A 23,541-nucleotide genomic window follows, 5' to 3' on the forward strand; every position below is an offset into this window, starting at 1 on the left:
CTTCGGCTTCATCGTACATGTAGGCTTTGGACAGAACGGACATATCATTTCCCTCAACTTCTTGATGTTGATATGGGAATCCACTTTGGGTTTGTCAAGTATACAACCGCCCAAATATGAAAACGTTTGTCGTTTCCAACTCTCTGAAACTAACTGCGAACCGTGCGGTGGATGTCCTTCACGGCGACGTAGCATCGGCGGTCCGACACCTGAAAACGGATGCTGTCGGCCCGGTCTATCTTTGCGGTGGCGGGGAGTTCGCGGGCTATCTTCTGGAGCTCAATTTGATAGATAAGCTTGTCATAAAACGCGCGCCGATCATTCTGGGAGAAGGCACGCGCCTGTTTGGCAAATCGCGGTCAACGGCAGCTTTTGTGCACACTGGAACCAAAAGCTATGACGGTGGATACGTGCTTCAACAGTTTGACTTGGCTGGTTAATTCAACTGCGCGGTGGTGTCTGCACCGCCGCGCCATTACCGAGATCGAAAATACATTCCAATACGCGTTATTGGAACTCCCCCGAAGTCGAGGAAACAAGTCGCAAAAACACCCGCTTAGGAGTAATGCGCGATTCCGTTGCCTAAAGACCAGTTTTCCTTGACGCCTTCCAGCACGTTAATGAAAACGTCTTCCGAGCGTATGCCGGGGTTCTCTGCCAAAATATCGACGACCTTCTTGTAAAAGGCTTTCTTTTGATCTGGCGTCCTGCTGTTCATCGCGCTGAGTTGGATCAGGACAAGATCGTCGCTGCGGTCTATGCCAAGATACGATGCGCCATATCTGAAATTCGCAGCATCGTGCTCGGTGATGAGCATGAATTGGTCGTCTTCGGGCACGCTGAACGTCTCTCGCATGGCCTGATAAAGACCGTCGAAGATTGCCTGACGATAGGTTTCGGATTTTCCGGAACGGAGCGATATGTGGATCAATGGCATGGCACACCTCTTGAGTTTAACCCTTGCGCAACAAAGTAAACCCACCCTAAAATAAAAAATCTAAATGCAGTTTTATTTCTATCATAACGGTTGATAATGATGGAAAAACACCTCGACCTCGATGCAGTACAAGCCTTCGTTCTTATTGCGGAACTCGGCAGCTTTACACGCGCGGCTGAAGCCAGGCGCATGACACAGGCGGCTATCAGCTTGAAACTGAAGCGGCTTGAAGAGCGACTGGATTGTAGGTTGGTGGAACGAACCCCTCGTCACGTTCAACTTTCCCCGAAAGGAGAAGCGTTTCTGCACCACGCGCAAGAGCTGCTGGCAGCACATGACCAAGCCTGTGCGGTCTTCGGTATCGCAAGACAACGAATGGTTATCGGCATAAGCGATCACGTGGCTGGGCCGGAACTGCCAACACTAATTGCCCGAATGAACGCGCAAGATCCCGAGCTTCTCATTGAAATTCGGATTGGGTCCTCGGGCGATCTTCTGCAAGCGTATGATCGACGGGAACTCGATGCTGCAATTGTTCGCCTGAACGTTGGTCGAAGTGACGGTGATCTGATTGCCGAAGAACAATTCGGTTGGTTTGCATCGCCCAAATGGCAGTCTCGTGCTGGTGAGCCACTCCCGTTGGCCACTCTTGCCGAACCTTGCGGTGTCCGTGTGTTGGCGGGGCAAATTCTTGATGAAGCAGGTATTCCTTGGACCGAAGCCTTTGTGGGCGGTGGCGTCGCAGCCGTGTCGGCGGCCGTGACGGCCGGGCTGGGTGTCTCAGCCTTGTCAAAGAGGATGCTACCTATGGGAGCAAAGGATGTCGGGCGCGAACTTGGGCTACCTGATTTGCCACGCCTGCCCGTCTTGCTTCATACAAGGATCACCCGTGGCAAACCTAAGCAAGCAATCTCGGCTCTCAGAGCGGCTTACCGCAGTTCCATAAACAGCTAGAACGCCCAAATACATTGATTTCGCGCATGGAATTGGCTCTTTCGGCTTTCAAGATTGAGATACTATTTCGACCAGAACGCGACCACCGCCAACAGTATGGCCAAGCCTACAAGTGCCTGCAAAAGGGTGCCGACTGTAAGAATGCGCAGCACCCTGGGTTCACTGGACACATCCTCCAACGCATCGCGGCGCACAAGCCAGTAGTAGCTGTCATTCGGCAGGATCGCGATGAAGGACCCCAGACAGATCGCCAAAACAGCAGCGATGGGGTCAACCCCGCTGTCGCCCAATATTGGTGCAGCCACGGGTGCAACAGCAGCGAATGTCGCCATGGACGATCCTTGGGCCAGTTTGAACAGCGCCGTAAGCACAAAAAGCGCAATCAGCGTAGACAGCCCGCTTCCGGAAGGCACCAACCGATCGAGTGACACCAAGCCCGTCAGGATCGTTCCAAGAGCACTGGCGGCACCAATGACCAGCAATAGCGAGCCTGTGCGCCGCACAGCACTATCAAGACATTCTCGGCGGTTGGCGGCAGGAATCTGAAGCAAAGCAAGGATTGCCGCCACCAGCAAAGCGCCTTTGGGCATCATTAGGAAATCGATCGCTCCAATCCCGGTCTGTCCCACAAACCCACCAAGGATAAGTAAAGCAGTCATGACCGCAAATGGCGCGAACGTGAGAAGGAGGCGCCTATTCGCGTGTTCCCGCGTTCCAACTTCGTTGCTTGACGCCTGATCGGAACACACTCGGCCCCAAATGGCACCAACAGCCCAAACTGGCAGAGCAAGCAAGACGCCGAACACCAAAAGTTGCACGGGCTGCATCGTGTCAGCGACCGTTGCACCCAATCCCGCCGCCACGATCAGGGGGCCTGCGGGATAAATCAACTTGAACCCGGTGTAGGCCCCGAATGCCGCGTCTAACTTGAATCGGCCCGCTGCCGGTGCAAGCGCAGCATAGGCCGTGTCGGGGCATATCATAGCCGCACCGGCCATGGGCGAGGCAAGAGCTGCTGTCCGCCCCGCGGCTTCCGAAGCAACGTTTTGCCGAGACAAGGCTGCAGCCAGCGTAAATGACGGCAGCAGGATCAGCGCGAACTCGCCAAGGGCGCGCCCAAAGCCGCTGTTGAAGGCGGAGACGGTATCCGCTGACCCCATCCCGCCAGCAAAAGCAAATAGAAGTGTCAGAAAGACCATCCAAACGACCAGGGGCAGATCGGGAAGCCAGCGTGAAGCGGTAGATTTTGCCGAAGGTGGGGTAGTTGTATAAGTCATTTTCCGACGCACCTGTAAGATAACTTTTAGTCATGCTAATCTGCCAGGAAGAGCCTTCAAAATGAGAAAATACAGGCACCACCATGCGCATTACTCATGCAAAGCCGCCGCTTAGGTCCCTGCAGGTTTTTGAAGCAGCGGCCCGCTGCGGAAGCTTCACAGCCGCAGGTGAAGAACTGGGCATCACCCAAAGCGGGGTTTCGCGACAGATCGCTGACCTGGAAGCAACGTTAGGCGTCAAACTCTTTATCCGAAAAGGGGCACAGATTTCGGCCACGCCCGCCGGGCAGCGGCTCGCGGAACAGCTCGCTCAAGCTTTGACCCGGATAAGGTCCGCAGTAGACGAGGCCACGGGGTCCGACAGAGTTGTAACGCTTTCGATGTTGCCATCCGTGGCGACGCGCTGGTTCGCACCTCGCCTGGGTCGCTTTATGACCGCGCATCCGGAAGTCGATCTGCGGATTACGGCTTCTCGACATCTGGTTGATTTCGCCGCTGAGGGCATTGATGCCGCCATCCGGTACAGCCAATCGCCATCTCCGCACCTAGAGGCAACAAAACTGGCCGACGAAAGTGTAAGCCCAGTCTGTACGCCAGACTACGCCCGACAACTGGGCTTGACTGAACCGGATGATTTGTCGCGTGCTACGCTTTTGCATGGCGACATCCCCGAAAACTGGGAAACATGGTTTCAGGCGGCGGGGTGCGCTCGGCCTCCTCAATCGGGTCCGCGACTGGGGGACGACACAGCGATTCTGCAAGCTGCGCTTGACAATCAGGGGGTGGCGCTTGGTCGTTCTTGGCTTGTTGCTGACGACATCGCAAATGGTCGCCTCATCGCGCCATTCGAAACCTTTCTCAAAGCCAGCCATGCATATTGGTTCGTGCATCCGAAGATGCGCACACCGACAGAGGCTATGCTCGCAGTTCAGGCTTGGGCTATCGACATGTTCAAGGCAGATTGAATGGGTGTTTTAGGCTTCGCTGAATTGCTCACGAAACGGCAAATGGCATGAAAAGCCCACTTCGCCGTTAGAAGTGAAAGAAAAAGGCAGGGATTTCCGACCGCAACGGACCCATTGAGCAAAGGTCGTGCTAAAGCTGACGGTCTTTGGTGAGCAATGCTGGGATCGTCAGGCATGCGACAAAGCTCATAGGCACGCTGCATGACATCAATAATGTCTTGTTTGAACTTGTGGGGCTATCAGCCAAACGCACTGGGGACTCATGTCGCAGAACCGCCAGCCCCAATTGAGGTTGGGGCTGGCGGACGCTGGTACAAAGCGACTTTAAAGCGCTGTCTTGCTACGAAACACCCCCTCACTCGACCTAGGCAATGTCGTAGTGGACAATTTCGACAAAATTTTCTGTCTCATTGTCTTCAGACGTCGGAAAGGGATAAGGCGAATCCGGATCCCAGTCATCAGTTCCGCCGGTTCCTCCGTCATCGCCATCATCGTCGTCACCATCGGGTGCTCTTGCGTGCGTGTCGTCATCATCTTCAAACTTGAAGTAGTCTTCAAATCGAAGGCTCTTCGAGATGCTTTCCGTTGACATTTTACTCTCCAAAACAACTGCTTACTCGTAAAACCACGCATTTTGACGCGCAGTCGGTTAAGTTGGATCCCCGCACTTTTCAACGACATGTTGCATCACTCGTTACGAAAAATTGTCAGATGTGCGAGTTTCCGAAATTAATTCTATGACGATCCACCAAGAATAAAATCACCAGCGGCGCATGACGAAAATGCAAGTATGCAGGTAGGTTTGAACTCTACAGGCCGAAGCTCGGCGGTGAGTTTGTGTAGGCATCAACCACAAGTCCACCTTTCATCTGGCGCGCCATGGCAATTCGAAGACGACCGTTGGATCAATCATCGACATATTCTGTATGGCTTCAACGTAGAAAGGGGTGCCTACCCTACGGCGAGCACGTGGTTGCACAAGCGCAGCAAGGTGGAGAACTACTCTCGCACAAAAAGATTTTCCGGTCGCTTCGGATAATTCACCCACTTTGGGCGAAATTCTGCCGCACATACGGCAAAGAACCGAATGGATCTGCCGAAAATCAAGCCTTCACAGCCAGGCCCTCATTTGCGCGAGCCAGCTGTTCACGTTAACGTGAACAGAGTCTCTGGTGGGTTTGCGCGCAACATACCAAAGCAACGGTGTGAACTCGATTTGACGGGAAATTATCAATTCAAGCCGAGTGACATATGTTCCGACGTTTCAGAAAAAAAAGGTTGAAACCCGCGATCTTCCCGCACATTCAAAAAACGGCTGGCACGTCCGTGCAAGAGATCGCGCGCTTTCAATATGGTGAAGATAAGGTGTGCAGCCACGGTGACTACCTGACACTCGGCCGGGATGAATGCGCCAAGTTTCCCTTTATTTCCGGCCACTTCGGAATGAGTTTTGCTGAACCGATGCTGGAGGATCGGTACCTTTTTACATTCCTCCGAGAACCCGCTGAAAGACTTATTTCCCTTTACAAGTATTTCTCGAAGCAACCCGCCGAGCAGAGTGCGCTGGCCTTAGCTGCTCGCGATCAAGATCTGAAAGGTTTCTTGCTACGCGCTAACGATGCGGGGTTTGCACAGCACCTATGGAATGCACAAGCCTGGCAACTTCACTCCGGATGGGCTCCTCAAGCAGTACTCGAAGAAGCAGGAGGGCAAGTTTACTTAGACCCACGACAGATTGACAACGACGCCCTCTTGGACCAAGCGCGAAAAAACCTTCATCGTTTCGACTACATCGGGTTTGTGGACAGCTTTGAGAGCGACATACGCAAGATTTTTGCTGATCTGGGATCAACCAAAATTGAGGTGCTACACAGCAACGCTTCCGGATCAACAACCAACCAACCTGACGCAGAGGCATTGGCGCTTATCGAAGAAATGACCGCCCTGGATCGTGAGATTTTTGATTACGCAAAACACTTGATGTCTCGCAGGTCCAATAACGAATGATGAAAGTGTCTGCCGGTCCGGACCCCATGAAGTCATCGGTTAAGTCCATATTTTATAGCTCAAAAAGCCGTTTTGCGGATTACCTTTAGTTCCTTCATCGGTGAGGCCCTTCAACACAGGCTGAAGGGTAGCATGATACCTCAGACTGAGAACTGCCTATCCCCCGACATAGACCCCGCTTTTCGGCCGGTAAAAAATTTTCTGATCGTGAAGCCGCCCCAGCAAGTCGTGAATCCTGTTCAACGCGTCTTCGCGCTCTTGCTTTTCCTGATCGCTCTCATCCCGCTCCGCATGGGAAAGAGCAGTCTGAGCACGTCGCAGAGAGCTTTCGATTAAGTCTATATCCTCGACCGATAGTTCGAACATGTCGTTGTATTGCGGCATAAAGAACCTCCTGCGGATGCTGATACCTCAGCGTTTTCGGGAGCAATAATCGGACCAAGAAACGGAAGAGGTCTGATATTTCAAGCTGGCCGTCGTAATTCCCTGGCGTCCAATGCGGTACAGCCCAATAAAGTAACTAGTTTGGCCGCACCGCGACCAGAACAACATCCAGTTCATCCTCAAGGGCCTGGAGCTTTTCAAGCTTGTCTTTCGGAAGCTGCGCCGTGTCCGCGTCAACAGCAGTAAACGCCACAATCGGACTTCCGATTTCTTCTTCGAGTTCCTGCACCAAATTGAGTTTGTCGGCTTTGAGCGTAGCAAGTGGGTAAAGCATGGCAGTCTCCTGTATTCTGATGATTGCAAGCATAGCCGATTTTGCACACCGCGAGTGCGATTAATTCGAATGACGCCCGATAGCTTCGCATTCAAGGCGCGCACTGGCTGTAGTGGTCAAGGCATTGAGTGAGCAATTTGCTTTACGATCATCCAGGCACACAGAAGCACATCCTCCGCTTGAAGATTTCATTCATCCAAAGAAAAGGCCGGAGTAAGTTGCTTTGCAATCATGGAGAAGGATCGAATAAGGCATCTGACAAACGTAAAAGACACGCCTGTCGCAAAACCCAGCAAACCTCAGTCAGCACCGCTGGCGAGGGTTGAACCGTGAAGAAACTGACAATGGCAGGCTACTTTAGTAGCAAAATGGTAGATGCGTGCGGATTCACACGTTTGACTAAGGGACACGACTAAAGCGCAAAAAATGCGCACTTCCAAAAGCCGGCCTAGCAGCACAATTTCGAATAAGTTTACCACTTGAATGGTGCCCCCACACGGACTCGAACCGCGGACCTACTGATTACAAATCAGTTGCTCTACCAGCTGAGCTATAGGGGCACTGGCAGTCGATTACTTCCTCTTGCGGAGGACTGCAAGCCTCATTTTAGGCTTGAACTAGGGTATTGTCGGTTTTCCTGAGAAAGTGCAAAAACCACTCAGGCAAAAACACCGCATACGTCTGACAAAGCGAAGGGCATGTGCGTGGCTAGGCACTGTAGCTGAAGGTACGGAAGACGACATGCAGGTAATCATTCATGCCGGTGCAGCCTTTACAGATGAAGGGCACATTTTGTCCTCGCTTGTTGCAAACAGACAGGTGTTTGCCGAGATGAAGACTGCTCCGATGGGCCCGCGCATTTCCCGGCAATTCGTCAAGATCATGTCGGATGCGTTGATCCAGGGCACATCTGTCGAAGAAACACGGGACGGCCTGGCCCCTCTTTTTCCACAAGATGTCAACCTCGAGCGTGTCGTTCTGTCGAGCGACAAGTTCTTTGGCCCCCGACGGACCGCTCTGCAACATGGTCAGATTTATCCTTTTGCCGGAAGACGGACAGCCTTTACCGAGACCCTTTTGGAAGGCGCGCAGCTTGAGCTGTTTGTCGGGCTGGTGAACCCGGGAATTTTCATTCCTAAAACGCTGATGTCCATCCACGAAGACCATCGGCGGGATATTCTGGCCAGCACCGACCTCAGTTGCCTTAGCTGGCTCAGCATGATCGAAGACCTGCGCGAGCTTGCGCCTCAGGTAAAACTGACCGTATGGGAAAACGAAAATCTACCTCTGATCTGGGGTGATATCGTCCGGGCGATGACAGGGCTGCCGAACGAGACCCTCCTTCCCGATGAGTATTCCTTCTTGTCTTCGCTTTTGACCGACGCAGGGCAAAGGCAAGTTCTGGAGATCCTTGGGCGACGCACACCCTTGGGTCCACAGAGCCAACGCGAAGAATTAGCGCAAGTCCTTGAGGATCAAGCGCGCCCCGAGCAGGTTGAGGAAGAGTTGGATTTACCTGGGTGGAATACGGATATATTTGACGCGTTTACAGAGCTTTACGCGCAGGACATGGCCGCCATCCGCGCCATGTCAGACATTCGCGTGTTGTAACCTTTAATCACCGTTTCAGGTAACGACAGAAGCCTGCCCCTGATCCGTCACAACTCTGGATTATTCGTCAAAACGACAGAATACCTGTACGTTTCGTCAAATTTTACTCTGCCACCCGAACAGCCTGCGAACCATCGTTAAGTGAGGCACAAATTGGGAGGCAAAGACAGTAATGTCCTGGAATGTGTGTATTGTAGGCGCAGGCAAAATCGGGCAGATGATCGCGACCCTGCTGAAAGCATCGCCAAATTACACCGTATCTGTCGCGGATCACGACCTGAAATCACTGGCAGAAATTGCAAAGCTTAGTGTACCCACAAAGCAAGTCGACGCCAGCGACACAGATAGTTTGGCCGCAGGTCTAAGCGGTTATGATGCCGTCATTTCGGCGGCGCCCTTCTTTTTGACGCCAAAGATTGCTGAGGCGGCCCAGAAAGCAGGCGCACACTACTTTGACCTGACCGAGGATGTGGCCGCCACGAACGCTGTGCGTGCGCTGGCCGAGGGCAGCCAGACCGCGTTCATGCCCCAATGCGGGTTGGCCCCGGGGTTTGTTGGTATCGCGGGGGCATCTCTGGCCGCTGAGTTTGATGAAATCGACAGCCTGCACATGCGCGTTGGGGCGCTTCCGCTCTATCCGACCAACGCGTTAAAATACAACCTGACCTGGTCAACCGACGGGCTGATCAATGAGTATTGCAATCCCTGCGATGCCATCGTGAACGGCCAGCGTGTCAAAACCGCTCCGTTGGAGGATTATGAGGTTCTGGGACATGACGGTGTTGAGTACGAGTGTTTCAACACCTCGGGCGGGCTGGGTACATTGCCCGAGACGCTGGAAGGTAAGGCGCGAGCAGTCTCCTACCGCTCAATCCGGTATCCGGGTCACTGCGATATTCTGAAACTTCTGCTGCATGATCTTGGGCTGGAACGTCGCCGCGATCTGCTGAAAGAGATTTTCGAATCCGCCCTGCCCCGCACTGATCAGGACGTGGTTCTGGTCTACTGCACCGCCAAGGGCATGATCGACGGCGCGCTGCGTGAGAAATCGCTGATCAACAAGAGCTTTGCCCGTAATATCAGCGGCCAGACGTGGAGCGCCATTCAGGTCACTACAGCTGCGGGTGTTCTGGGTGTCGTGGACCTGATGCGCACGGGTGCGCTGCCTTCGAAAGGCTTTGTCCGACAAGAACAGGTGAAGCTGTCCGACTTCCTGAACACCGAGTTCGGCGCGCTTTATCGCGCCGGTGATGTCACCCCTCAAAACAAAGCGGCTTGAAACATGAAAGACGTAGTAATGACTGCAGAAACCACACTTGCAAAACTGGACCTGACGGCGGCTGAGCTGACCGGGGGCACGTTGCAGGTAACCTCTCCAATCGACGGTCGTGTTTTGGCCGATGTGCACGAGACGCCTGCATCCGAGATGGACGCCATCATCGCCCGTTCAAAAGCTGCGTTCAAAAGCTGGCGCGTGGTGCCCGCACCGCAGCGGGGCGAGTTGATCCGCCTGCTGGGTGAAGAACTGCGCGCGGCCAAAGACGATCTTGGAGCACTTGTCAGTTGGGAGGCCGGAAAGATCACGTCCGAAGGTTTGGGCGAAGTGCAAGAGATGATCGATATCTGCGACTTTGCCGTTGGCCTATCGCGGCAGCTTTACGGTCTGACCATCGCGTCCGAGCGTCCGGGCCACCGGATGATGGAAACCTGGCATCCTGCCGGGCCGGTCGGTGTCATCTCGGCCTTCAACTTCCCGGTCGCAGTCTGGTCGTGGAACGCTGCGCTGGCGATTGTCTGCGGCGATCCGGTGATCTGGAAACCGTCCGAGAAGACACCGCTGACCGCGATGGCATGCCAGAAGATCTTTGAACGTGCTCTGACCCGTTTTGGCGACGCACCTGACGGTCTGTTGCAGACCGTGATCGGCGGCGCGGCTTTGGGCGAGGCACTTGTGTCGAGCGAAGATGTGCCTGTGATCTCTGCAACCGGTTCGACACGTATGGGTCGCGCGGTGGCCCCCATCGTGGCGGCCCGCTTTGGCAAATGCATTCTGGAACTGGGCGGTAACAACGCAATGATCGTTGGCCCGTCGGCAGATCTGGAAATGGCCGTACGCGCCATTGTGTTCTCGGCCGTCGGCACTGCGGGTCAGCGCTGCACCACCTTGCGCCGCCTGATCGTTCACAATTCGATCAAGGACGAGTTGGTAGCACGCCTCAAGAAAGCCTATTCTGGTTTGCCCATCGGTGACCCGATGGCCGAAGGTACTCTGGTCGGGCCTTTGGTGGATGAAGCCTCGGGCGCAGCCATGACAGCGGCGCTGAAGGCGGCAGAGGGTGAAGGCGGTAAGGTCTTTGGTGGTAAACGCGTAACCGAGGGTGTCCCCGGCGGCGTCTATATGGAACCCGCGATCGTCGAGATGCCGGGGCAGTCCGATACTGTAAAAACCGAAACATTTGCGCCTATCCTCTATGTCTTGGGCTATGAGGATTTCGACGAGGCCATCGAACTGCAAAACGATGTGCCGCAGGGGCTGTCTTCTTGCGTGTTCACCCTGAACATGCGCGAGGCCGAGCAGTTCCTGACCGCAGCCGGATCCGATTGCGGCATTGCCAACGTAAACATCGGGCCATCAGGGGCCGAGATTGGCGGCGCATTCGGCGGTGAAAAAGAAACCGGCGGCGGGCGTGAAAGCGGCTCGGACTCGTGGAAGGCCTATATGCGCCGTCAGACCAATACCGTGAACTACTCAGCTGAGTTGCCTCTGGCACAGGGTGTGAAGTTCGACATCTGAGGCCCCGCTGTTCTTGAAGAACGGCCTTTTACGAAAATAGAGAGTGGCCGTATCGGAAAAGCAAACCGGTACAGCCCTTTTTGATCCTTTCAGCTACCCAGCCGATCGCCGATGCTTTGACTGTTTGATCAGCCAGTCCGAGAAGACCTGTACTGCTTCGTTTTTCTGGCCGGTCGGGAAAGCGACGAAATACGCGCTGCCCGACGTATTCGCAACCTGGCCAACTTCGACCAGCGCGCCCGAGGCCAACTCGGCCTCGATCAGATAAGACGGCAGAATCGCGGCCCCTAACCCGGCCACGGCCCCTTCGATCAGCATAGAAAACTGATCAAAGCGCATACCCGGAAACACAGCACGCGCATCCAGCCCCAGACTGGCGTGGTAGTTGAACCACTGTTCAGGCCGAGAGGTAAGGTGCAGCAACGGCAGGTCAAAAACATCCCGTTTTTTATCTAACCCTGCGCGACCAATAAGGGCTGGTGCAGCTGTGACGACCAGATGTTCGGGGAATAGTTTGCGCAGCCGGGCACCCGGCCAGTCTTCGTGACCAAAGTGAATGGCCACGTCCACGCGTCGCTCTTCCAGACTGAAGGGTGTGGTGTAGGAATGAAGATCCAACTCAATCCCTGGATGCCGAGCTTTGAAATCAGTGAGGCGTGGCACCAACCACCTCGTCGCAAAGGTGGGCAGTACAGCCATTGTCAATAGGGTTGCACCATCCCCGGCTGCAATGGCACGGTTGATCGTTCCGCTGAGGCGTTCAAGATCACCGGCCAACTCCGCTCGCAGCGCGCGTCCCGCCTTGGAAAGTCGAACCGCGCGACCGACGCGTCGAAACAATGTGACGCCAATCGCGGCTTCCAACTCGCGCACCTGACGACTGACGGCACCTTGGGTGACGCCCAATTCCTCAGCAGCCATCGTATAGCTTTCATGACGCGCGGCAGCTTCGAAACTGCGCATGAGGGCAAGAGACGGAAGAGCTCTGATCCGGGGCATGATATCCATGAGTTTTAGTCACAGAAAAGATACCTATTGACGTATTTTTATCAAGTGAATTTGGCAGTAGGTTCGATCCGAATGTCAAAGGAAGTACCATGGTGTTTCAACGCGCTGACCGGTTACAAGGTATCGAACTCTCCGAGATCGTGCAGATTTCAGAGGCCGCTGCCCGTCTGCGCGCGGATGGTCGTGATATCGTGGCTCTTTCCACAGGCGAGCCCGACCTGCCCACGCCACCCCACGTGGTCGAAGCCGCTCACAACGCGGCGAAGGAGGGAAAGACAAAATACCCGCCAACCGCTGGCGTACCTGAACTGCGTTCAGAAGTAGCGCGTCAGGCCGGAGGCGAGATGGCGCAGGTCATAGTGTCGACCGGAGCAAAACAGGTTATTGCAAACGCCATGTTGGCCAGTCTGAACATCGGCGACGAGGTCATCATGCCCGCGCCCTATTGGACCAGCTATTCAGACATCGTGCGAATGGCAGGTGGCAATCCGGTTGTTCTGCCTTGCCCGATGGAACAAGGTTTCAAACTACAGCCCGAACAGCTTGAGGCCGCGATCACACCGCGCACCCGCTGGCTGATGCTCAACACACCCTCGAACCCGTCCGGCGCCATCTATTCGAAAGACGAGATCGCCGCTCTGTCCACCGTATTGGCCCAGCACCCGCAAATCTGGGTTTTGGCAGATGAGATCTACCAGCATCTCAACTATGTCCCTTTTACGTCTGTGGCCGACGCCGCACCTGAACTGGCCCAGCGCATGTTGATCGTCAATGGTGTGGCCAAAGCCTGGTCCATGACCGGCTGGCGCATCGGGTGGGGGATCGGACCGGCCGAACTGATCAAGGCAATGGTCGCCGTACAGGGGCAAGTCACCTCGGGCGCGTGTTCGATTTCACAATGGGCCGCGTTGGCGGCCATCACCTGTGACCCAAGCCTGCTGGAAGAACGCCGCGCCCTGTTCGCCCAACGCCGTGATCTGGTGGCTGCTGGACTGAACGCGGTTCCCGGGCTGCGGTGTGACGCGCCTGACGGGGCCTTCTATGCCTTCCCCTCTTGCGCGGAATTGCTTGCAGATAAAGGGGGACCCTTCAAAAATGACGCTGACTTCTGCGCCTGGGTGCTGGAAGATGCCGGTGTCGCCCTTGTCCCCGGTCGTGCTTTTGGCTTGCCCGGACATTTCCGCCTGAGCTTCGCTTACGCCCAAGATACAATTGCAGCTGGCCTTGAACGCCTTAAATCGGCTGTAGAAAGGAAACTCTCATGAAACCACAATCCCGTCCGCAGCTTGGCCCCTTCACCTGGGAAGACCCCTTCCTGCTGGAAGACCAACTGGCCGAAGACGAACGCATGGTGCGCGACGCTGCACGAGCATATGCGCAGGACAAGCTGCTGCCTCGCGTCACCGAAGCCTTCGCCAAGGAAGAAACCGATCCCGGTATCTTCCGCGAGATGGGTGAGATGGGTCTGTTGGGGACCACCATCCCCGAAGAATTCGGCGGCATCGGGTCCAGCTATGTGACCTATGGCCTTGTGGCACGTGAAGTTGAGCGTGTGGACAGCGGGTACCGCTCGATGATGTCCGTGCAGTCCAGTTTGGTGATGTATCCGATCTATGCCTACGGCACCGACGAACAACGCCAAAAATACCTGCCGAAACTGGCCAGTGGCGAGTTTATCGGATGTTTTGGCCTGACCGAACCCGATGCGGGCTCGGACCCCGGCGGGATGAAGACCGTCGCCAAAAAGACCGAAGGCGGTTATGTGCTGAACGGCTCGAAAATGTGGATCTCGAATGCGCCGATCGCGGATGTGTTTGTGGTCTGGGCCAAGTCCGAGGCACATGGCGGCAAGATCAAGGGCTTTGTTCTGGACAAAGGCATGGCGGGGCTGTCCGCGCCCAAGATCGAAGGCAAAATGTCCCTGCGCGCCTCGATCACCGGTGAGATTGTGATGAACAATGTCGAGGTCCCGGAGGACGCGTTGTTGCCGAATGTCGAGGGGCTCAAAGGTCCGTTCGGCTGTCTGAACCGCGCGCGGTATGGCATTGCCTGGGGCACCATGGGGGCCGCCGAAGCGTGCTGGTACGCCGCCCATCAATACGGGATGGATCGCAAGCAGTTTGGGCGGCCTTTAGCACAGACCCAGTTGTTCCAGTTGAAACTTGCCAACATGCAAACTGAAATCGCGCTTGGTCTACAGGCCGCCTTGCGCGTGGGTCGCCTGATGGACGAAGCCCGCGCCGCGCCCGAGATGATCAGCCTGATCAAGCGCAACAATTGCGGCAAGGCGCTCGAGATCGCGCGCCACGCCCGCGACATGCATGGCGGCAACGGTATCAGTCAGGATTTTCACGTCATCCGGCACATGGTGAATCTGGAAACGGTGAACACCTACGAAGGCACCCATGATGTGCACGCGCTGATTTTGGGGCGCGCGCAAACGGGCCTGCAAGCCTTCGCCTGAGGACAAACCCAATGGATCGCGCAGCCATTGTGCATGAAAATTTCCTGCGTCGCGTGGCGGCGCGGGATTTCCCTGCAGGTGAGGCCCCTGCTGGCCCCTTGACCCGGACTAAGGCCGTGGGGCTGTATCGCGCACAATGCCTCAGCCGGGCGCTGGATCGGCAAAGCCGCGCAATGCAGAAAGCCGGTCAGGGGTTTTACACCATCGGCTCTTCCGGGCACGAAGGCATGGCAGCTGTTGCTGCCGCCCTGCGCCCGACCGATCCCGCCTTTCTGCACTATCGCGATGCCGCCTTTCAGATCGCCCGTTCTGACCAAGTGCCGGGTCAAAGCCCAACCTGGGATATTCTGCTGTCCTTCGCCTCATCCTCTGAAGATCCGATCAGCGGCGGGCGGCACAAGGTGCTTGGGTCCAAGGCGTTGTGTATACCGCCGCAGACCTCAACCATAGCCAGCCACCTGCCCAAAGCTGTGGGCGCGGCATATGCTATTGGCGCGGCCCGCCGCCACCGCCCCGAACATGCCGACATGCCGGACGATGCGATTGTCTATTGTTCCTTTGGCGATGCCTCGGCCAACCATTCAACCGCGCAAGGGGCATTCAACACTGCGCAATGGACGTCTTACCAATCGGTCCCTCTGCCTTTGCTGTTTTGCTGCGAAGACAACGGTATCGGCATCTCGACCAAGACACCTCAGGGCTGGATCGCAGCGACCTTCCAGAACCGACCGGGATTGAAATACTTCAGTTGCAACGGGCTTGATCTGTTCGACACATTCCGCGTCGCGCAAGAGGCTGCCGACTACGTGCGCCGCCGTCGCAAACCCGCCTTCCTGCATGTACGCACCGTACGGCTTTACGGCCATGCCGGGGCAGATATGCCGACCACCTATCTGCCGAAGTCGGAAGTTGAGGCAGAAGAGGCCAACGATCCCCTGCTGCATTCCGTCCGCCTGCTGGAACAATCCAGGGCGATGCAGCCCGAGGACGCCTTGCGCGTCTATACCGACACCTGCGCACGTGTCACCCGTGTCGCAGACAAAGCCATCACCCGCCCGCGTCTGAAAACAGCAAGTGACGTGATGGCCAGCCTGATACCACCCGTACGCCCCTGTGCGCCGACCAATGGCCCAAGCCCAGAACAAAGAGCCGAGGTGTTCGGCAGCGATCTCAAGGCGCAATCTGAACCTCAGATCATGTCGCGCCTGATCAACTGGACCCTGACCGATCTGATGCTGGAGCACGGTGAGATCGTGATGATGGGCGAAGATGTCGGGCGCAAAGGCGGCGTCTACGGCGTGACGCAAAAACTGCAGTTACGCTTCGGCCCTGACCGGATGATTGACACTTTGCTGGACGAACAATCGATCCTGGGTCTGGCCATCGGCATGGCGCAGAACGGATATACGCCAATGCCGGAAATCCAGTTCCTGGCCTATCTGCACAACGCCGAAGACCAGTTGCGCGGCGAGGCGGCCACCCTGCCCTTCTTCTCAAACGGGCAGTACACCAACCCAATGGTCGTGCGTATTGCTGGCCTGGGATACCAGAAGGGCTTTGGCGGGCATTTCCACAACGATAACTCGGTCGCCGTTTTGCGCGACATCCCGGGCCTGATTCTGGCCTGCCCGTCGAACGGCGCTGATGCCGCGCGGATGCTGCGCGAATGCGTGCGACTGGCGCGCGAAGAACAGCGGCTCGTTGTCTTCCTTGAGCCCATCGCGCTTTATCCGATGCGCGATCTGCATGAAGGGGGCGATGGTGGGTGGATGCAGACCTACCCCGACCCTTCCGAACGCATCGGGTTCGGAGAAGTCGGCGTGAACGGAGACGGAGGGGATTTGGCCATCGTGACCTTTGGCAATGGCGTCTATCTCAGCCACCAGGCGCAAAAGGCGTTGCAAGCCGATGGTATCAATACCCGGATCGTTGACCTGCGATGGCTGTCACCCTTGCCGAAGGATGCACTGACACAAGCGGTAGCCGGTGCCAAACGTATCCTGATCGTTGACGAAACCCGCCATCATGGCGGTGTGGCCGAAGCGCTGATGGCGCATTTCCACGAAACTGCGAATGTGCCGCTGGCCCGCATCACCGCCGAAGACAGCTTCATCGCAACCGGCCCGGCCTATGCCGCCACAATGCCGTCCAAAAACAGCATCGAGATCGCAGCGCGCCGTTTGATGGAGGCTTCGGTATGAGCGGAGAGAAACAGACCGCCGTTGTCATCTGCCCCGGTCGGGGTACGTATAACAAACCCGAATTGGGTGTGTTGGGGCGGCAGTTTCCGGACAAGGCGTTGCTGGCGCGGTTCGACCAGATGCGCAGCGCGCAGGGACAAGAAACTCTGACTGCGCTGGACGGCGCGGCACGGTATTCAGTTGCGAAACACACCCGCGGCGACAATGCATCGGCCCTGATCTATGCCGCGACGCTGGGCGATTTCCGTGCCGTTGACCGCAACAAGATCGATGTGGTGGCGGTGACAGGGAATTCAATGGGCTGGTATTCGGCCCTGGCTTGCGCGGGTGCGCTGACCGCTGAAGGTGGGTTCGAGGTCGTCAATACAATGGGCACGCTGATGCAGGAAAGCATGATCGGCGGGCAACTGGTCTATCCGTTCCTGAACGCGGATTGGCATCCGGATCCAGCCCTCAAGGCCGAACTTTTGGCTCTGGTCGATCAGATCAACGGAACGGGTGCAACGCTGACCCTGTCGATTGATCTCGGCGGAATGCTAGTACTGGCAGGGGATGAGGCCGGGCTGGCCGCGTTCGAAAAAGCCGCGCCGGTGGTGCAGGACCGCTTCCCCTTGCGCCTTGCCAATCACGCAGGTTTTCATTCACACCTTCAGGCCCCCGTGGCCGCGCAAGGCCGCAAACGACTGGAAGTAGGTCTGTTCCAACAGCCGGACCTTCCGATGATCGACGGGCGCGGCCAGATCTGGTGGCCCGGAGCTTGTGATAGACACGCGCTGTGGGACTACACATTGGGTCATCAAGTCACGGAGACCTATGACTTCACCCACGCGATTGCGCAGGCCGCACGCGAGTTCGCGCCGGATCTGTTCATCGTTACTGGCCCGGGCACCACGCTGGGCGGTGCCGTGGCACAATCCCTGATCCTCAGCAACTGGGACGGGCTGAGCGATAAGGCTTCTTTTCAGAACAGGCAGCGCGAAGAACCACTGCTGGTTTCAATGGGCATGGATGATCAGAGAGCGCAGGTTATCTAACTTGACGCTCCCCCTCATAAAGCAACAAAACCTGAGCGATTGCGTAGGCTACAGGCTGACAAGTTTATGCTGACCGTCAGCGCCCAGGAAACTTGTTTGACCAGACCCGAAAGCCGCTTGAAAAGCCTTGTCCGTCTTGGCCCATTCCAAAAGTGCTTTGGCTTCTTTCAACGCATCCGGCCCCGTTGGAGCAGCGGCAATCGCCGCGAGGATTTGTCGAAGTTTCGAGTTCTTGTCGGCGACGCTTGACCCCACTTCAAGCACAAGGCCAACAACCGGGGGCGGGGTATACACGTAATCCGCATCGGATTGCGCCGCGATACGGGCCTGCAAGGCCGGAACGATGTCGACCGTGTCATGGACGTATGTCCAACTGGTAGACAGCCCCTCGATCATCGGGTTGTCGGTCCCGGCCAGCATTGTAATAGGCGTGGTTTTGTAGATTACGATTGGTTTGCCAGCCGCATAGGCGATGGAAGATTCAACAAGACTGCCACCGTCAGGCACACGTCCATCCATGTTGAAAACCAGACATGTGCACCGACCGATCAACTGATAAATATCCAGCGAATAAGTAACTTTGCGCACGATTGAGAGCGCAATTTGCCCTTCCTGCGAAGAAATCTGGGGGTCAAGAAGCAGCGCCATCAGCTTGCCAACCTCAAGGCCGTCACGCTGCGGCAAATAGGTTGTGAACCCCCCGGCCTCAAGCACGGCAGCAATGTTCTGCTGTTCCCAAAGATCCCCGACGCTGAACATCGGCCCCGAGCAATACACGATCTGTTCTGACATTTGAAAAAGCTCCACAAATTGACTTCAGGAATTCACAGAAGCGAGGATCCGAGATGCCTTTTGCGCATCCAGAGTATCTGTCCCAGGCTCAAGTGCTTTCAGGACAGTCGCCAACCGATTTCGGGTGGTCCGATCCTCGGACCCAAGCACATCGTCCAAAGTTAGTAACGCGCGCAACTCCAACGAGCGGGCGTGGTTGCCGCGTGCAAGGTCAACGGCCTCGGACACGCTTTCAACCGCTGCCGTACGGTCGCCCATCGTCGCCTGAACCACTCCCAACAAGCGTTTCAGTTCCGCGTCCCAGAAATGCTGACCCAACATCGCCGACATCTGGCTGCCCGTTTGCAGAACGCCCAACGCGATCTCGGGGTTGCCCTGATCTGCCTGCGCGCTGGCCATTATGGAAAAGCCCAAGCCCACAGCGGACTGGCTGCCGCTGCCGGACAGAATACCAAGCCCCGCTTCTATGTCCTGCATACGTTTTGCAGGCTGATCGATTTTTTGACCGGCGCGCAGCAACAGGCACAGTCCTTGCCAAAACGGTATCCCAAGGTTGGCGCAGAACATCACTGTTTCGTCAGCAACCTCGTATGCCAGCTCCTCATCCCCGCGGTAATGGTGAATAAGCGCTAAATAGGACCGAGCTGCAGCAAGGCTCAGGGCAGATTCAAGCCCCTCGGCAAGAGCGACACCCTGACGGGCCCGTCTCAGTCCGGTTTGCGCGGCCCCCAACCACCAATGCGACGCCGCTGCGGCCCCGTAGGCGACAACCCCCTGATCGGTTCCAACACCATATGTTACGTTTGCAAAGTCATCAGGTTGATACAGCGAGACCGCCGTTTCGGCATGATCCAGCGCATCTTGCACATCGCCAATTTGGAACTTTGCATTCGCAAGCGATGAATGCGCCCGAAGCATACCAATGCGATGGTTGGCAGGTTCCGACCACGACAGTATCTGAAGTGCAAAATCGCAAGCTTTTACGCAATCACCTTTGCCAATCCAATATGCGGCCAGACCATTGAGCGCCGATGACCGCTCATCGTAATCCTTCAGCGTTTCCGCAATGCTCAGGGCGCGTTCCCAAACCGGTACGATTTCATCGGATCCAAATCCACGCACACCCATCAAAGCGTTGCCCAACAATATCTGCAACGACAGTTCAGAATTGTGGCGCTCGGGCGTTTCCGAAGCACCTTCCAACGCTTCAAGCGCACGTCTGTACAGTGTCGCGGCATCCTCGACCGCAGCCTGTTTCGCGGCACTCCGCCCCGCTTTTTTGAACCACTCAGCCGCTGGCGTGAATTGTTCGGACGCCAGCAGGTGATGGGCGACCACGGACGGGTTCATGTCACCCTGTCCACTGAATTGCGTCATCAACCGATCCGCCGTCGCTGCATGAAGGGTCTTGCGCCTTTGCCGCAGCAACGTGCCATAAGCCCCATCGCGCGTCAGGGCGTGGCGGAAGAAATAGCTGCCCGGTTGACCCGCATGACGCCGGATCAGGTCAGCATCCAGCAAAATTTCAATTGATGCATCCAAACCTTCCGCATCAAGTTCAGACACCGCCGCAAGAAGCGTCTGATCAAATGCCTGCCCCAATACCGCAGCAACCTGAGCAGTGCCTTTGGCGCTCTTTGGCAAGCGATCAAGCTGTTGCATGACAAGGCCGTCGAGTGACGTAGGAATGAGTGATTGGTGCCCGACCTCGTCACGCAGCGCTTGCCGCGTCAGTTCTTCCAGAAACAGCGGCACGCCCTGTGCCCGGTCAATCAATTGCTGAATGTCATCGGCATTCAGACGCTGCCCGGTGTCAATCGCGTGAATAAGTTGCTGAGCCTCAGCACCTGCAAGGGTCGGCAACTCTATAACGCGACCAATCAGCTTTTTGTCGATACCGTCTTTGGCGTTTCGCGACGTGACAAGGCACAAAAGCTTTGCAGGCGTTTCCCTCTGCAACATCAGATTCAGCAAGTCGATCGTTGTTGCATCGCTCCAATGAAGATCCTCGCACACCAATACAACGGGACGTTGATTGGACAGAAACTCGATCCAGAGAACCAGTGTTTCCAGCGTCAGTTTACGCAGGCTTTCAGGGCTTTCACTGGCCAGAACCGAGAACTCTGGAATCCGGAGACCCAGAAAATTGGCGATGACAGGATATGCTTTTTCCGGCCTGGCCTCCCAAGCTGCCAACCCCTCGTTCAACCGGAACGCAGCGTCTTCGGTATCCTGTGGGTCGGCTATTCCAAGGCTTTTCAGCGCCAATTCGATGAACGGATGCAAAGCCGCGCCGGTTTGCAATACATCACATCTCGCCTCCAGCCACGTATGCGGCGTCTCGGACAGACCAGCCTGGAACCTGTCGATCAACGTGCTCTTGCCGACGCCCGGGTCAGCGACAATGCTCACACTGGACCGCGTGCCGCCAAGCGCGTCCTCAAATGCTGACGTCAGCGCGGACAGCTCTTCCTCTCGTCCCACCAGCGCGTTGAGGGGCCGCGAGACAAGTCGTTTCGCTGGCGTGGACTGGCGCAATTGGTGAAGCACAACTTCATTTGCAATCCCCTTTAACTGAGCCGGAGGTTGCGGTCGGGATGCAAATTTTCCTTTCAAAAGATGCAGCGCAGTCTCGCTGGTAAAGATCGTTCCGGGCGATGCGGCTGATTGGATACGGGCAGCCACATTCACCGTTTCGCCCAAAAGGATATCGCCCAAACCGTCGCTGCTTTGCCCTACGATCACCGGCCCGGCGTGAATACCTACACGCGCTTGTAGTGGCGATTTTAGCCGGGTCTGACCCACTTGACCCAACCCTTCCAGCATCTCAAAAGCCGCGCGCACGGCCCGTTCGGCATCGTTTTCCTGCGCTTGCGGATATCCAAAATAGACAAGAAGGCCATCGCCCAAGTAATGCGCAATTTTCCCGCCGAATTTTTCGAAAGTCTGGCTTCCGAACTTTTGAAACGCCAGCATCAAGTCAGCGAAATCTTCGGAATCCATCCTGGTGCTTAACTCGGTTGAGCCCACTACATCGACAAACGCAAGAACAAGCCGCCGACGCTCACCGCTGAGTCCAGAGTCGCTTTGAGTACCAGCGGAGGTCTTCGCCATAAAGTCACCTGCGCGCGAAAATGAAAAAACATTCTGGTCAAAATCCAGCTATTGTTCAAACAAACACGCAAAGGTGTCGCAAGGTCAAGTTTTGTGATAAGTCAACGGAATAGTCAGACCTCGTGTCAAAACACCGACACGGAGCAATAAAGCGTTATTAAAACATGTTTTGGGTGGATTATGGGCGACATCAGATATGTCTGTCTTTCAGATATGCATTTTGGGGCGGATAACAGCATTCTGACTCGCCTGAACGCGACCGACGGCAGTGTGGATCCGATGCACCCCAGCGACGTTCTGATCCACTTGGCGAACTGCCTGAGGCACCTCATCAACGACAATTCAGGTGATCGCCTCCCAACGCTCATTTTGAACGGGGACATTCTTGATCTGGCCTTCAGCACCGAAAACGTGGCTGCGATGGCCTTTCGCCACTTTCTTGAACTGACCATGCCGGAAGATCCCGCCGCCCGGCTTTTCGACCCCGAGATTATTTTCATCCCCGGCAATCATGACCATCATCTGTGGGAAACCTGCCGAGAGCGACAATATGCGGATCATCTGAGCTCAGCCGATTGGAGCACCCCCCTACCCCGCCCACGGCACATCACCCCGATGCGCGAACCGGTCGGTGTTCCCAGCTATTTTGTCAATGCAATCGCACACAGCCTTCCCTGGCTTGCTGACGTCAAGATCAAAACCGTTTATCCTAACTACGCCATCACATCCGGCGACACGCTTATTGTGGTCAGCCACGGACACTTTATTGAAGACGCATATCTAATGGTCAGCGAATTCGCGGACCTCCTCTACCCAAAAACAACACCACCCGAGACAATGGAAGCCTGGGAAGCTCAGAACTTTGCCTGGATTGATTTTGTCTGGTCCGTTCTTGGCCGTTCTGGCCACATCGGTGTCGATGAGGAAAACGTTTACAACACTGAAAACAGCCCCAAGGCGATTGGATCACTGCTGGGCAGTGCGGCCCGAAATCTGGTTCTGAAAAAGGGCGGAGCGACCGGGAAAACACTTGCCAAAGGCGTCGGTGATATGGTCAGCGCATTGGTCACTGACTATTTTGAACGCGGGCAGACCGACACGTTGCTCAGCGACGATGGCGCAGGCGTCAAGCGGTTCATGCAGGTTCCGGTTCAAGAACAAATTAAATCAGAATTTGGTGAGACCGATCCGTCGAACGTAGCACTTGTTTTTGGCCACACGCACAAGCCTTTTGAAGCAATCATGCCGCTGGAGCATTTCCTTGTCCCAAGCTTCGCCGCCTATAACAGCGGTGGATGGGTCGTGGACAGTCCCGAGGTCAAACCGCTCATCGGAGGCGCGATTGTGCTGATCGACGATGACGCCAACCTTGCCTCGCTGCGTATGTATAATGAAGGTGACGAGACTTCGGACTATCGCGTCTCGGTCCAAATGGCCGAGACCCCAGACGATGCAGATAATCCGCTGTTTTCACAACTGTCCAAATCCATTGACCCCCAGAATTGGCCTTGGTCAGACTTTTCCAAAGCCGCAGCCGTTGCAGTCAAACAGCATAACGCGCGACTGGCCGGTTTTCTGAAAAACGCAGGTGGTAATTGTTAGAGTCGATTGGATTTGGTTGCCTGCATGTCATGACGCCGCCCAGTTTGCGGAAAAGCGCCTGCT

Annotated in this window: 19 protein-coding genes, 1 tRNA gene and 1 pseudogene; 12 read left to right on the top strand and 9 right to left on the bottom strand. The window is 55.9% G+C overall.

What is annotated here, in order from left to right:
- Window positions 1–113 precede the first annotated feature (113 nt).
- Window positions 114–440 (top strand): annotated as a pseudogene (locus AC2FNU_RS10580) (dihydrofolate reductase family protein); the annotation flags it as partial.
- Between the two features lie 116 nt (window positions 441–556).
- Here AC2FNU_RS10580 and AC2FNU_RS10585 read toward each other — a convergent pair.
- Window positions 557–937 (bottom strand): tautomerase family protein, encoded by a 381-nt coding sequence (locus AC2FNU_RS10585; RefSeq protein WP_496788021.1) that lies wholly within the window; start codon window positions 935–937, stop codon window positions 557–559.
- 99 nt (window positions 938–1,036) lie between these two features.
- Here AC2FNU_RS10585 and AC2FNU_RS10590 point away from each other — a divergent pair, with 99 nt between their 5' ends.
- The gene (locus AC2FNU_RS10590) at window positions 1,037–1,891 is read left to right on the top strand and encodes a LysR family transcriptional regulator (RefSeq protein WP_496788022.1); all 855 of its coding nucleotides are present in this window, start codon (window positions 1,037–1,039) and stop codon (window positions 1,889–1,891) included.
- Window positions 1,892–1,953: 62 nt separating this feature from the next.
- On the opposite strand, the gene AC2FNU_RS10595 is transcribed toward AC2FNU_RS10590, so the two are convergent.
- A complete protein-coding gene (locus tag AC2FNU_RS10595; RefSeq protein ID WP_496788023.1) occupies window positions 1,954–3,168 on the bottom strand; it encodes a GntT/GntP/DsdX family permease in 1,215 nt (404 codons plus the stop codon).
- 83 nt (window positions 3,169–3,251) lie between these two features.
- On the opposite strand from AC2FNU_RS10595, the gene AC2FNU_RS10600 reads away from it, so the two are divergent.
- The gene (locus tag AC2FNU_RS10600; protein WP_496788024.1) at window positions 3,252–4,133 is read left to right on the top strand and encodes a LysR substrate-binding domain-containing protein; all 882 of its coding nucleotides are present in this window, start codon (window positions 3,252–3,254) and stop codon (window positions 4,131–4,133) included.
- Window positions 4,134–4,497: 364 nt separating this feature from the next.
- Here the strand turns inward: AC2FNU_RS10600 and AC2FNU_RS10605 are convergent, their stop codons facing one another.
- A complete protein-coding gene (locus AC2FNU_RS10605; RefSeq protein WP_496788025.1) occupies window positions 4,498–4,725 on the bottom strand; it encodes a hypothetical protein in 228 nt (75 codons plus the stop codon).
- A gap of 659 nt (window positions 4,726–5,384) precedes the next feature.
- On the opposite strand from AC2FNU_RS10605, the gene AC2FNU_RS10610 reads away from it, so the two are divergent.
- Entirely contained in the window at window positions 5,385–6,140 is a 756-nt protein-coding gene (locus AC2FNU_RS10610) for a sulfotransferase family 2 domain-containing protein (protein ID WP_496788026.1), read from the top strand.
- A gap of 156 nt (window positions 6,141–6,296) precedes the next feature.
- Here AC2FNU_RS10610 and AC2FNU_RS10615 read toward each other — a convergent pair whose 3' ends face one another.
- From AC2FNU_RS10615 to AC2FNU_RS10625, 3 genes are all read right to left on the bottom strand, one after another.
- Window positions 6,297–6,524 (bottom strand): hypothetical protein, encoded by a 228-nt coding sequence (locus tag AC2FNU_RS10615; protein WP_496788027.1) that lies wholly within the window; start codon window positions 6,522–6,524, stop codon window positions 6,297–6,299.
- Between the two features lie 136 nt (window positions 6,525–6,660).
- Window positions 6,661–6,858: a hypothetical protein gene (locus AC2FNU_RS10620; protein ID WP_496788028.1), complete on the bottom strand. Its 198-nt coding sequence runs from the start codon at window positions 6,856–6,858 to the stop codon at window positions 6,661–6,663.
- A 484-nt stretch (window positions 6,859–7,342) separates the two neighbouring features.
- Window positions 7,343–7,418 (bottom strand) — tRNA-Thr (locus tag AC2FNU_RS10625).
- A 181-nt stretch (window positions 7,419–7,599) separates the two neighbouring features.
- Here AC2FNU_RS10625 and AC2FNU_RS10630 point away from each other — a divergent pair.
- From AC2FNU_RS10630 to amaB, 3 genes are all read left to right on the top strand, one after another.
- On the top strand, window positions 7,600–8,469 hold the full coding sequence (locus AC2FNU_RS10630; protein WP_496788029.1) for a hypothetical protein: 870 nt from the start codon (window positions 7,600–7,602) through the stop codon (window positions 8,467–8,469).
- A 172-nt stretch (window positions 8,470–8,641) separates the two neighbouring features.
- Complete coding sequence (locus AC2FNU_RS10635; protein ID WP_496788030.1) at window positions 8,642–9,748, top strand: saccharopine dehydrogenase family protein; 1,107 nt, start codon at window positions 8,642–8,644, stop codon at window positions 9,746–9,748.
- Between the two features lie 18 nt (window positions 9,749–9,766).
- Window positions 9,767–11,263, top strand: coding sequence for an L-piperidine-6-carboxylate dehydrogenase (gene amaB, locus AC2FNU_RS10640; RefSeq protein ID WP_496788031.1), 1,497 nt, complete (start codon window positions 9,767–9,769; stop codon window positions 11,261–11,263).
- A gap of 93 nt (window positions 11,264–11,356) precedes the next feature.
- Here the strand turns inward: amaB and AC2FNU_RS10645 are convergent, their stop codons facing one another.
- Window positions 11,357–12,226 (bottom strand): LysR substrate-binding domain-containing protein, encoded by an 870-nt coding sequence (locus AC2FNU_RS10645; protein ID WP_496788032.1) that lies wholly within the window; start codon window positions 12,224–12,226, stop codon window positions 11,357–11,359.
- A gap of 134 nt (window positions 12,227–12,360) precedes the next feature.
- On the opposite strand from AC2FNU_RS10645, the gene AC2FNU_RS10650 reads away from it, so the two are divergent.
- The 4 genes from AC2FNU_RS10650 to AC2FNU_RS10665 are packed head-to-tail and all read left to right on the top strand — an operon-like array spanning window position 12,361 to window position 17,970.
- A complete protein-coding gene (locus AC2FNU_RS10650) occupies window positions 12,361–13,536 on the top strand; it encodes a pyridoxal phosphate-dependent aminotransferase (RefSeq protein WP_496788033.1) in 1,176 nt (391 codons plus the stop codon).
- Window positions 13,533–14,735 carry an acyl-CoA dehydrogenase gene (locus tag AC2FNU_RS10655; RefSeq protein WP_496788034.1) on the top strand — a complete coding sequence of 401 codons (1,203 nt, stop codon included), beginning with the start codon at window positions 13,533–13,535 and terminating at the stop codon, window positions 14,733–14,735. The genes AC2FNU_RS10650 and AC2FNU_RS10655 overlap by 4 nt, the downstream gene beginning before the upstream one ends.
- An 11-nt stretch (window positions 14,736–14,746) precedes the next feature.
- Complete coding sequence (locus AC2FNU_RS10660) at window positions 14,747–16,936, top strand: dehydrogenase E1 component subunit alpha/beta (protein WP_496788035.1); 2,190 nt, start codon at window positions 14,747–14,749, stop codon at window positions 16,934–16,936.
- A complete protein-coding gene (locus AC2FNU_RS10665; protein ID WP_496788036.1) occupies window positions 16,933–17,970 on the top strand; it encodes an ACP S-malonyltransferase in 1,038 nt (345 codons plus the stop codon). The genes AC2FNU_RS10660 and AC2FNU_RS10665 overlap by 4 nt, the downstream gene beginning before the upstream one ends.
- A gap of 48 nt (window positions 17,971–18,018) precedes the next feature.
- Here the strand turns inward: AC2FNU_RS10665 and AC2FNU_RS10670 are convergent, their stop codons facing one another.
- The gene (locus AC2FNU_RS10670) at window positions 18,019–18,762 is read right to left on the bottom strand and encodes a nucleoside 2-deoxyribosyltransferase (RefSeq protein WP_171668922.1); all 744 of its coding nucleotides are present in this window, start codon (window positions 18,760–18,762) and stop codon (window positions 18,019–18,021) included.
- Window positions 18,763–18,786: 24 nt separating this feature from the next.
- A complete protein-coding gene (locus tag AC2FNU_RS10675) occupies window positions 18,787–21,876 on the bottom strand; it encodes an ATP-binding protein (protein ID WP_496788037.1) in 3,090 nt (1,029 codons plus the stop codon).
- Between the two features lie 180 nt (window positions 21,877–22,056).
- Between AC2FNU_RS10675 and AC2FNU_RS10680 the strand changes: the two genes are divergently transcribed.
- Window positions 22,057–23,478 (top strand): metallophosphoesterase, encoded by a 1,422-nt coding sequence (locus tag AC2FNU_RS10680; protein WP_496788038.1) that lies wholly within the window; start codon window positions 22,057–22,059, stop codon window positions 23,476–23,478.
- The last annotated feature ends 63 nt before the right edge of the window (window positions 23,479–23,541 follow it).

It is taken from the genome of Ruegeria sp. BHSB064, from assembly GCF_059613205.1.

Coding starts and splice junctions, on each gene's coding strand:
- AC2FNU_RS10635 (WP_496788030.1), top strand. CDS start 8,642: ATGTCCTGGAATGTGTGTATTGTAGGCGCAGGCAAAATCGGGCAGATG.
- AC2FNU_RS10595 (WP_496788023.1), bottom strand. CDS start 3,168: ATGACTTATACAACTACCCCACCTTCGGCAAAATCTACCGCTTCACGC.
- AC2FNU_RS10615 (WP_496788027.1), bottom strand. CDS start 6,524: ATGCCGCAATACAACGACATGTTCGAACTATCGGTCGAGGATATAGAC.
- AC2FNU_RS10610 (WP_496788026.1), top strand. CDS start 5,385: ATGTTCCGACGTTTCAGAAAAAAAAGGTTGAAACCCGCGATCTTCCCG.
- amaB (WP_496788031.1), top strand. CDS start 9,767: ATGACTGCAGAAACCACACTTGCAAAACTGGACCTGACGGCGGCTGAG.
- AC2FNU_RS10650 (WP_496788033.1), top strand. CDS start 12,361: ATGGTGTTTCAACGCGCTGACCGGTTACAAGGTATCGAACTCTCCGAG.
- AC2FNU_RS10655 (WP_496788034.1), top strand. CDS start 13,533: ATGAAACCACAATCCCGTCCGCAGCTTGGCCCCTTCACCTGGGAAGAC.
- AC2FNU_RS10605 (WP_496788025.1), bottom strand. CDS start 4,725: ATGTCAACGGAAAGCATCTCGAAGAGCCTTCGATTTGAAGACTACTTC.
- AC2FNU_RS10630 (WP_496788029.1), top strand. CDS start 7,600: ATGCAGGTAATCATTCATGCCGGTGCAGCCTTTACAGATGAAGGGCAC.
- AC2FNU_RS10670 (WP_171668922.1), bottom strand. CDS start 18,762: ATGTCAGAACAGATCGTGTATTGCTCGGGGCCGATGTTCAGCGTCGGG.
- AC2FNU_RS10590 (WP_496788022.1), top strand. CDS start 1,037: ATGGAAAAACACCTCGACCTCGATGCAGTACAAGCCTTCGTTCTTATT.
- AC2FNU_RS10645 (WP_496788032.1), bottom strand. CDS start 12,226: ATGCGCAGTTTCGAAGCTGCCGCGCGTCATGAAAGCTATACGATGGCT.
- AC2FNU_RS10600 (WP_496788024.1), top strand. CDS start 3,252: ATGCGCATTACTCATGCAAAGCCGCCGCTTAGGTCCCTGCAGGTTTTT.
- AC2FNU_RS10665 (WP_496788036.1), top strand. CDS start 16,933: ATGAGCGGAGAGAAACAGACCGCCGTTGTCATCTGCCCCGGTCGGGGT.
- AC2FNU_RS10675 (WP_496788037.1), bottom strand. CDS start 21,876: ATGGCGAAGACCTCCGCTGGTACTCAAAGCGACTCTGGACTCAGCGGT.
- AC2FNU_RS10585 (WP_496788021.1), bottom strand. CDS start 937: ATGCCATTGATCCACATATCGCTCCGTTCCGGAAAATCCGAAACCTAT.
- AC2FNU_RS10680 (WP_496788038.1), top strand. CDS start 22,057: ATGGGCGACATCAGATATGTCTGTCTTTCAGATATGCATTTTGGGGCG.
- AC2FNU_RS10620 (WP_496788028.1), bottom strand. CDS start 6,858: ATGCTTTACCCACTTGCTACGCTCAAAGCCGACAAACTCAATTTGGTG.
- AC2FNU_RS10660 (WP_496788035.1), top strand. CDS start 14,747: ATGGATCGCGCAGCCATTGTGCATGAAAATTTCCTGCGTCGCGTGGCG.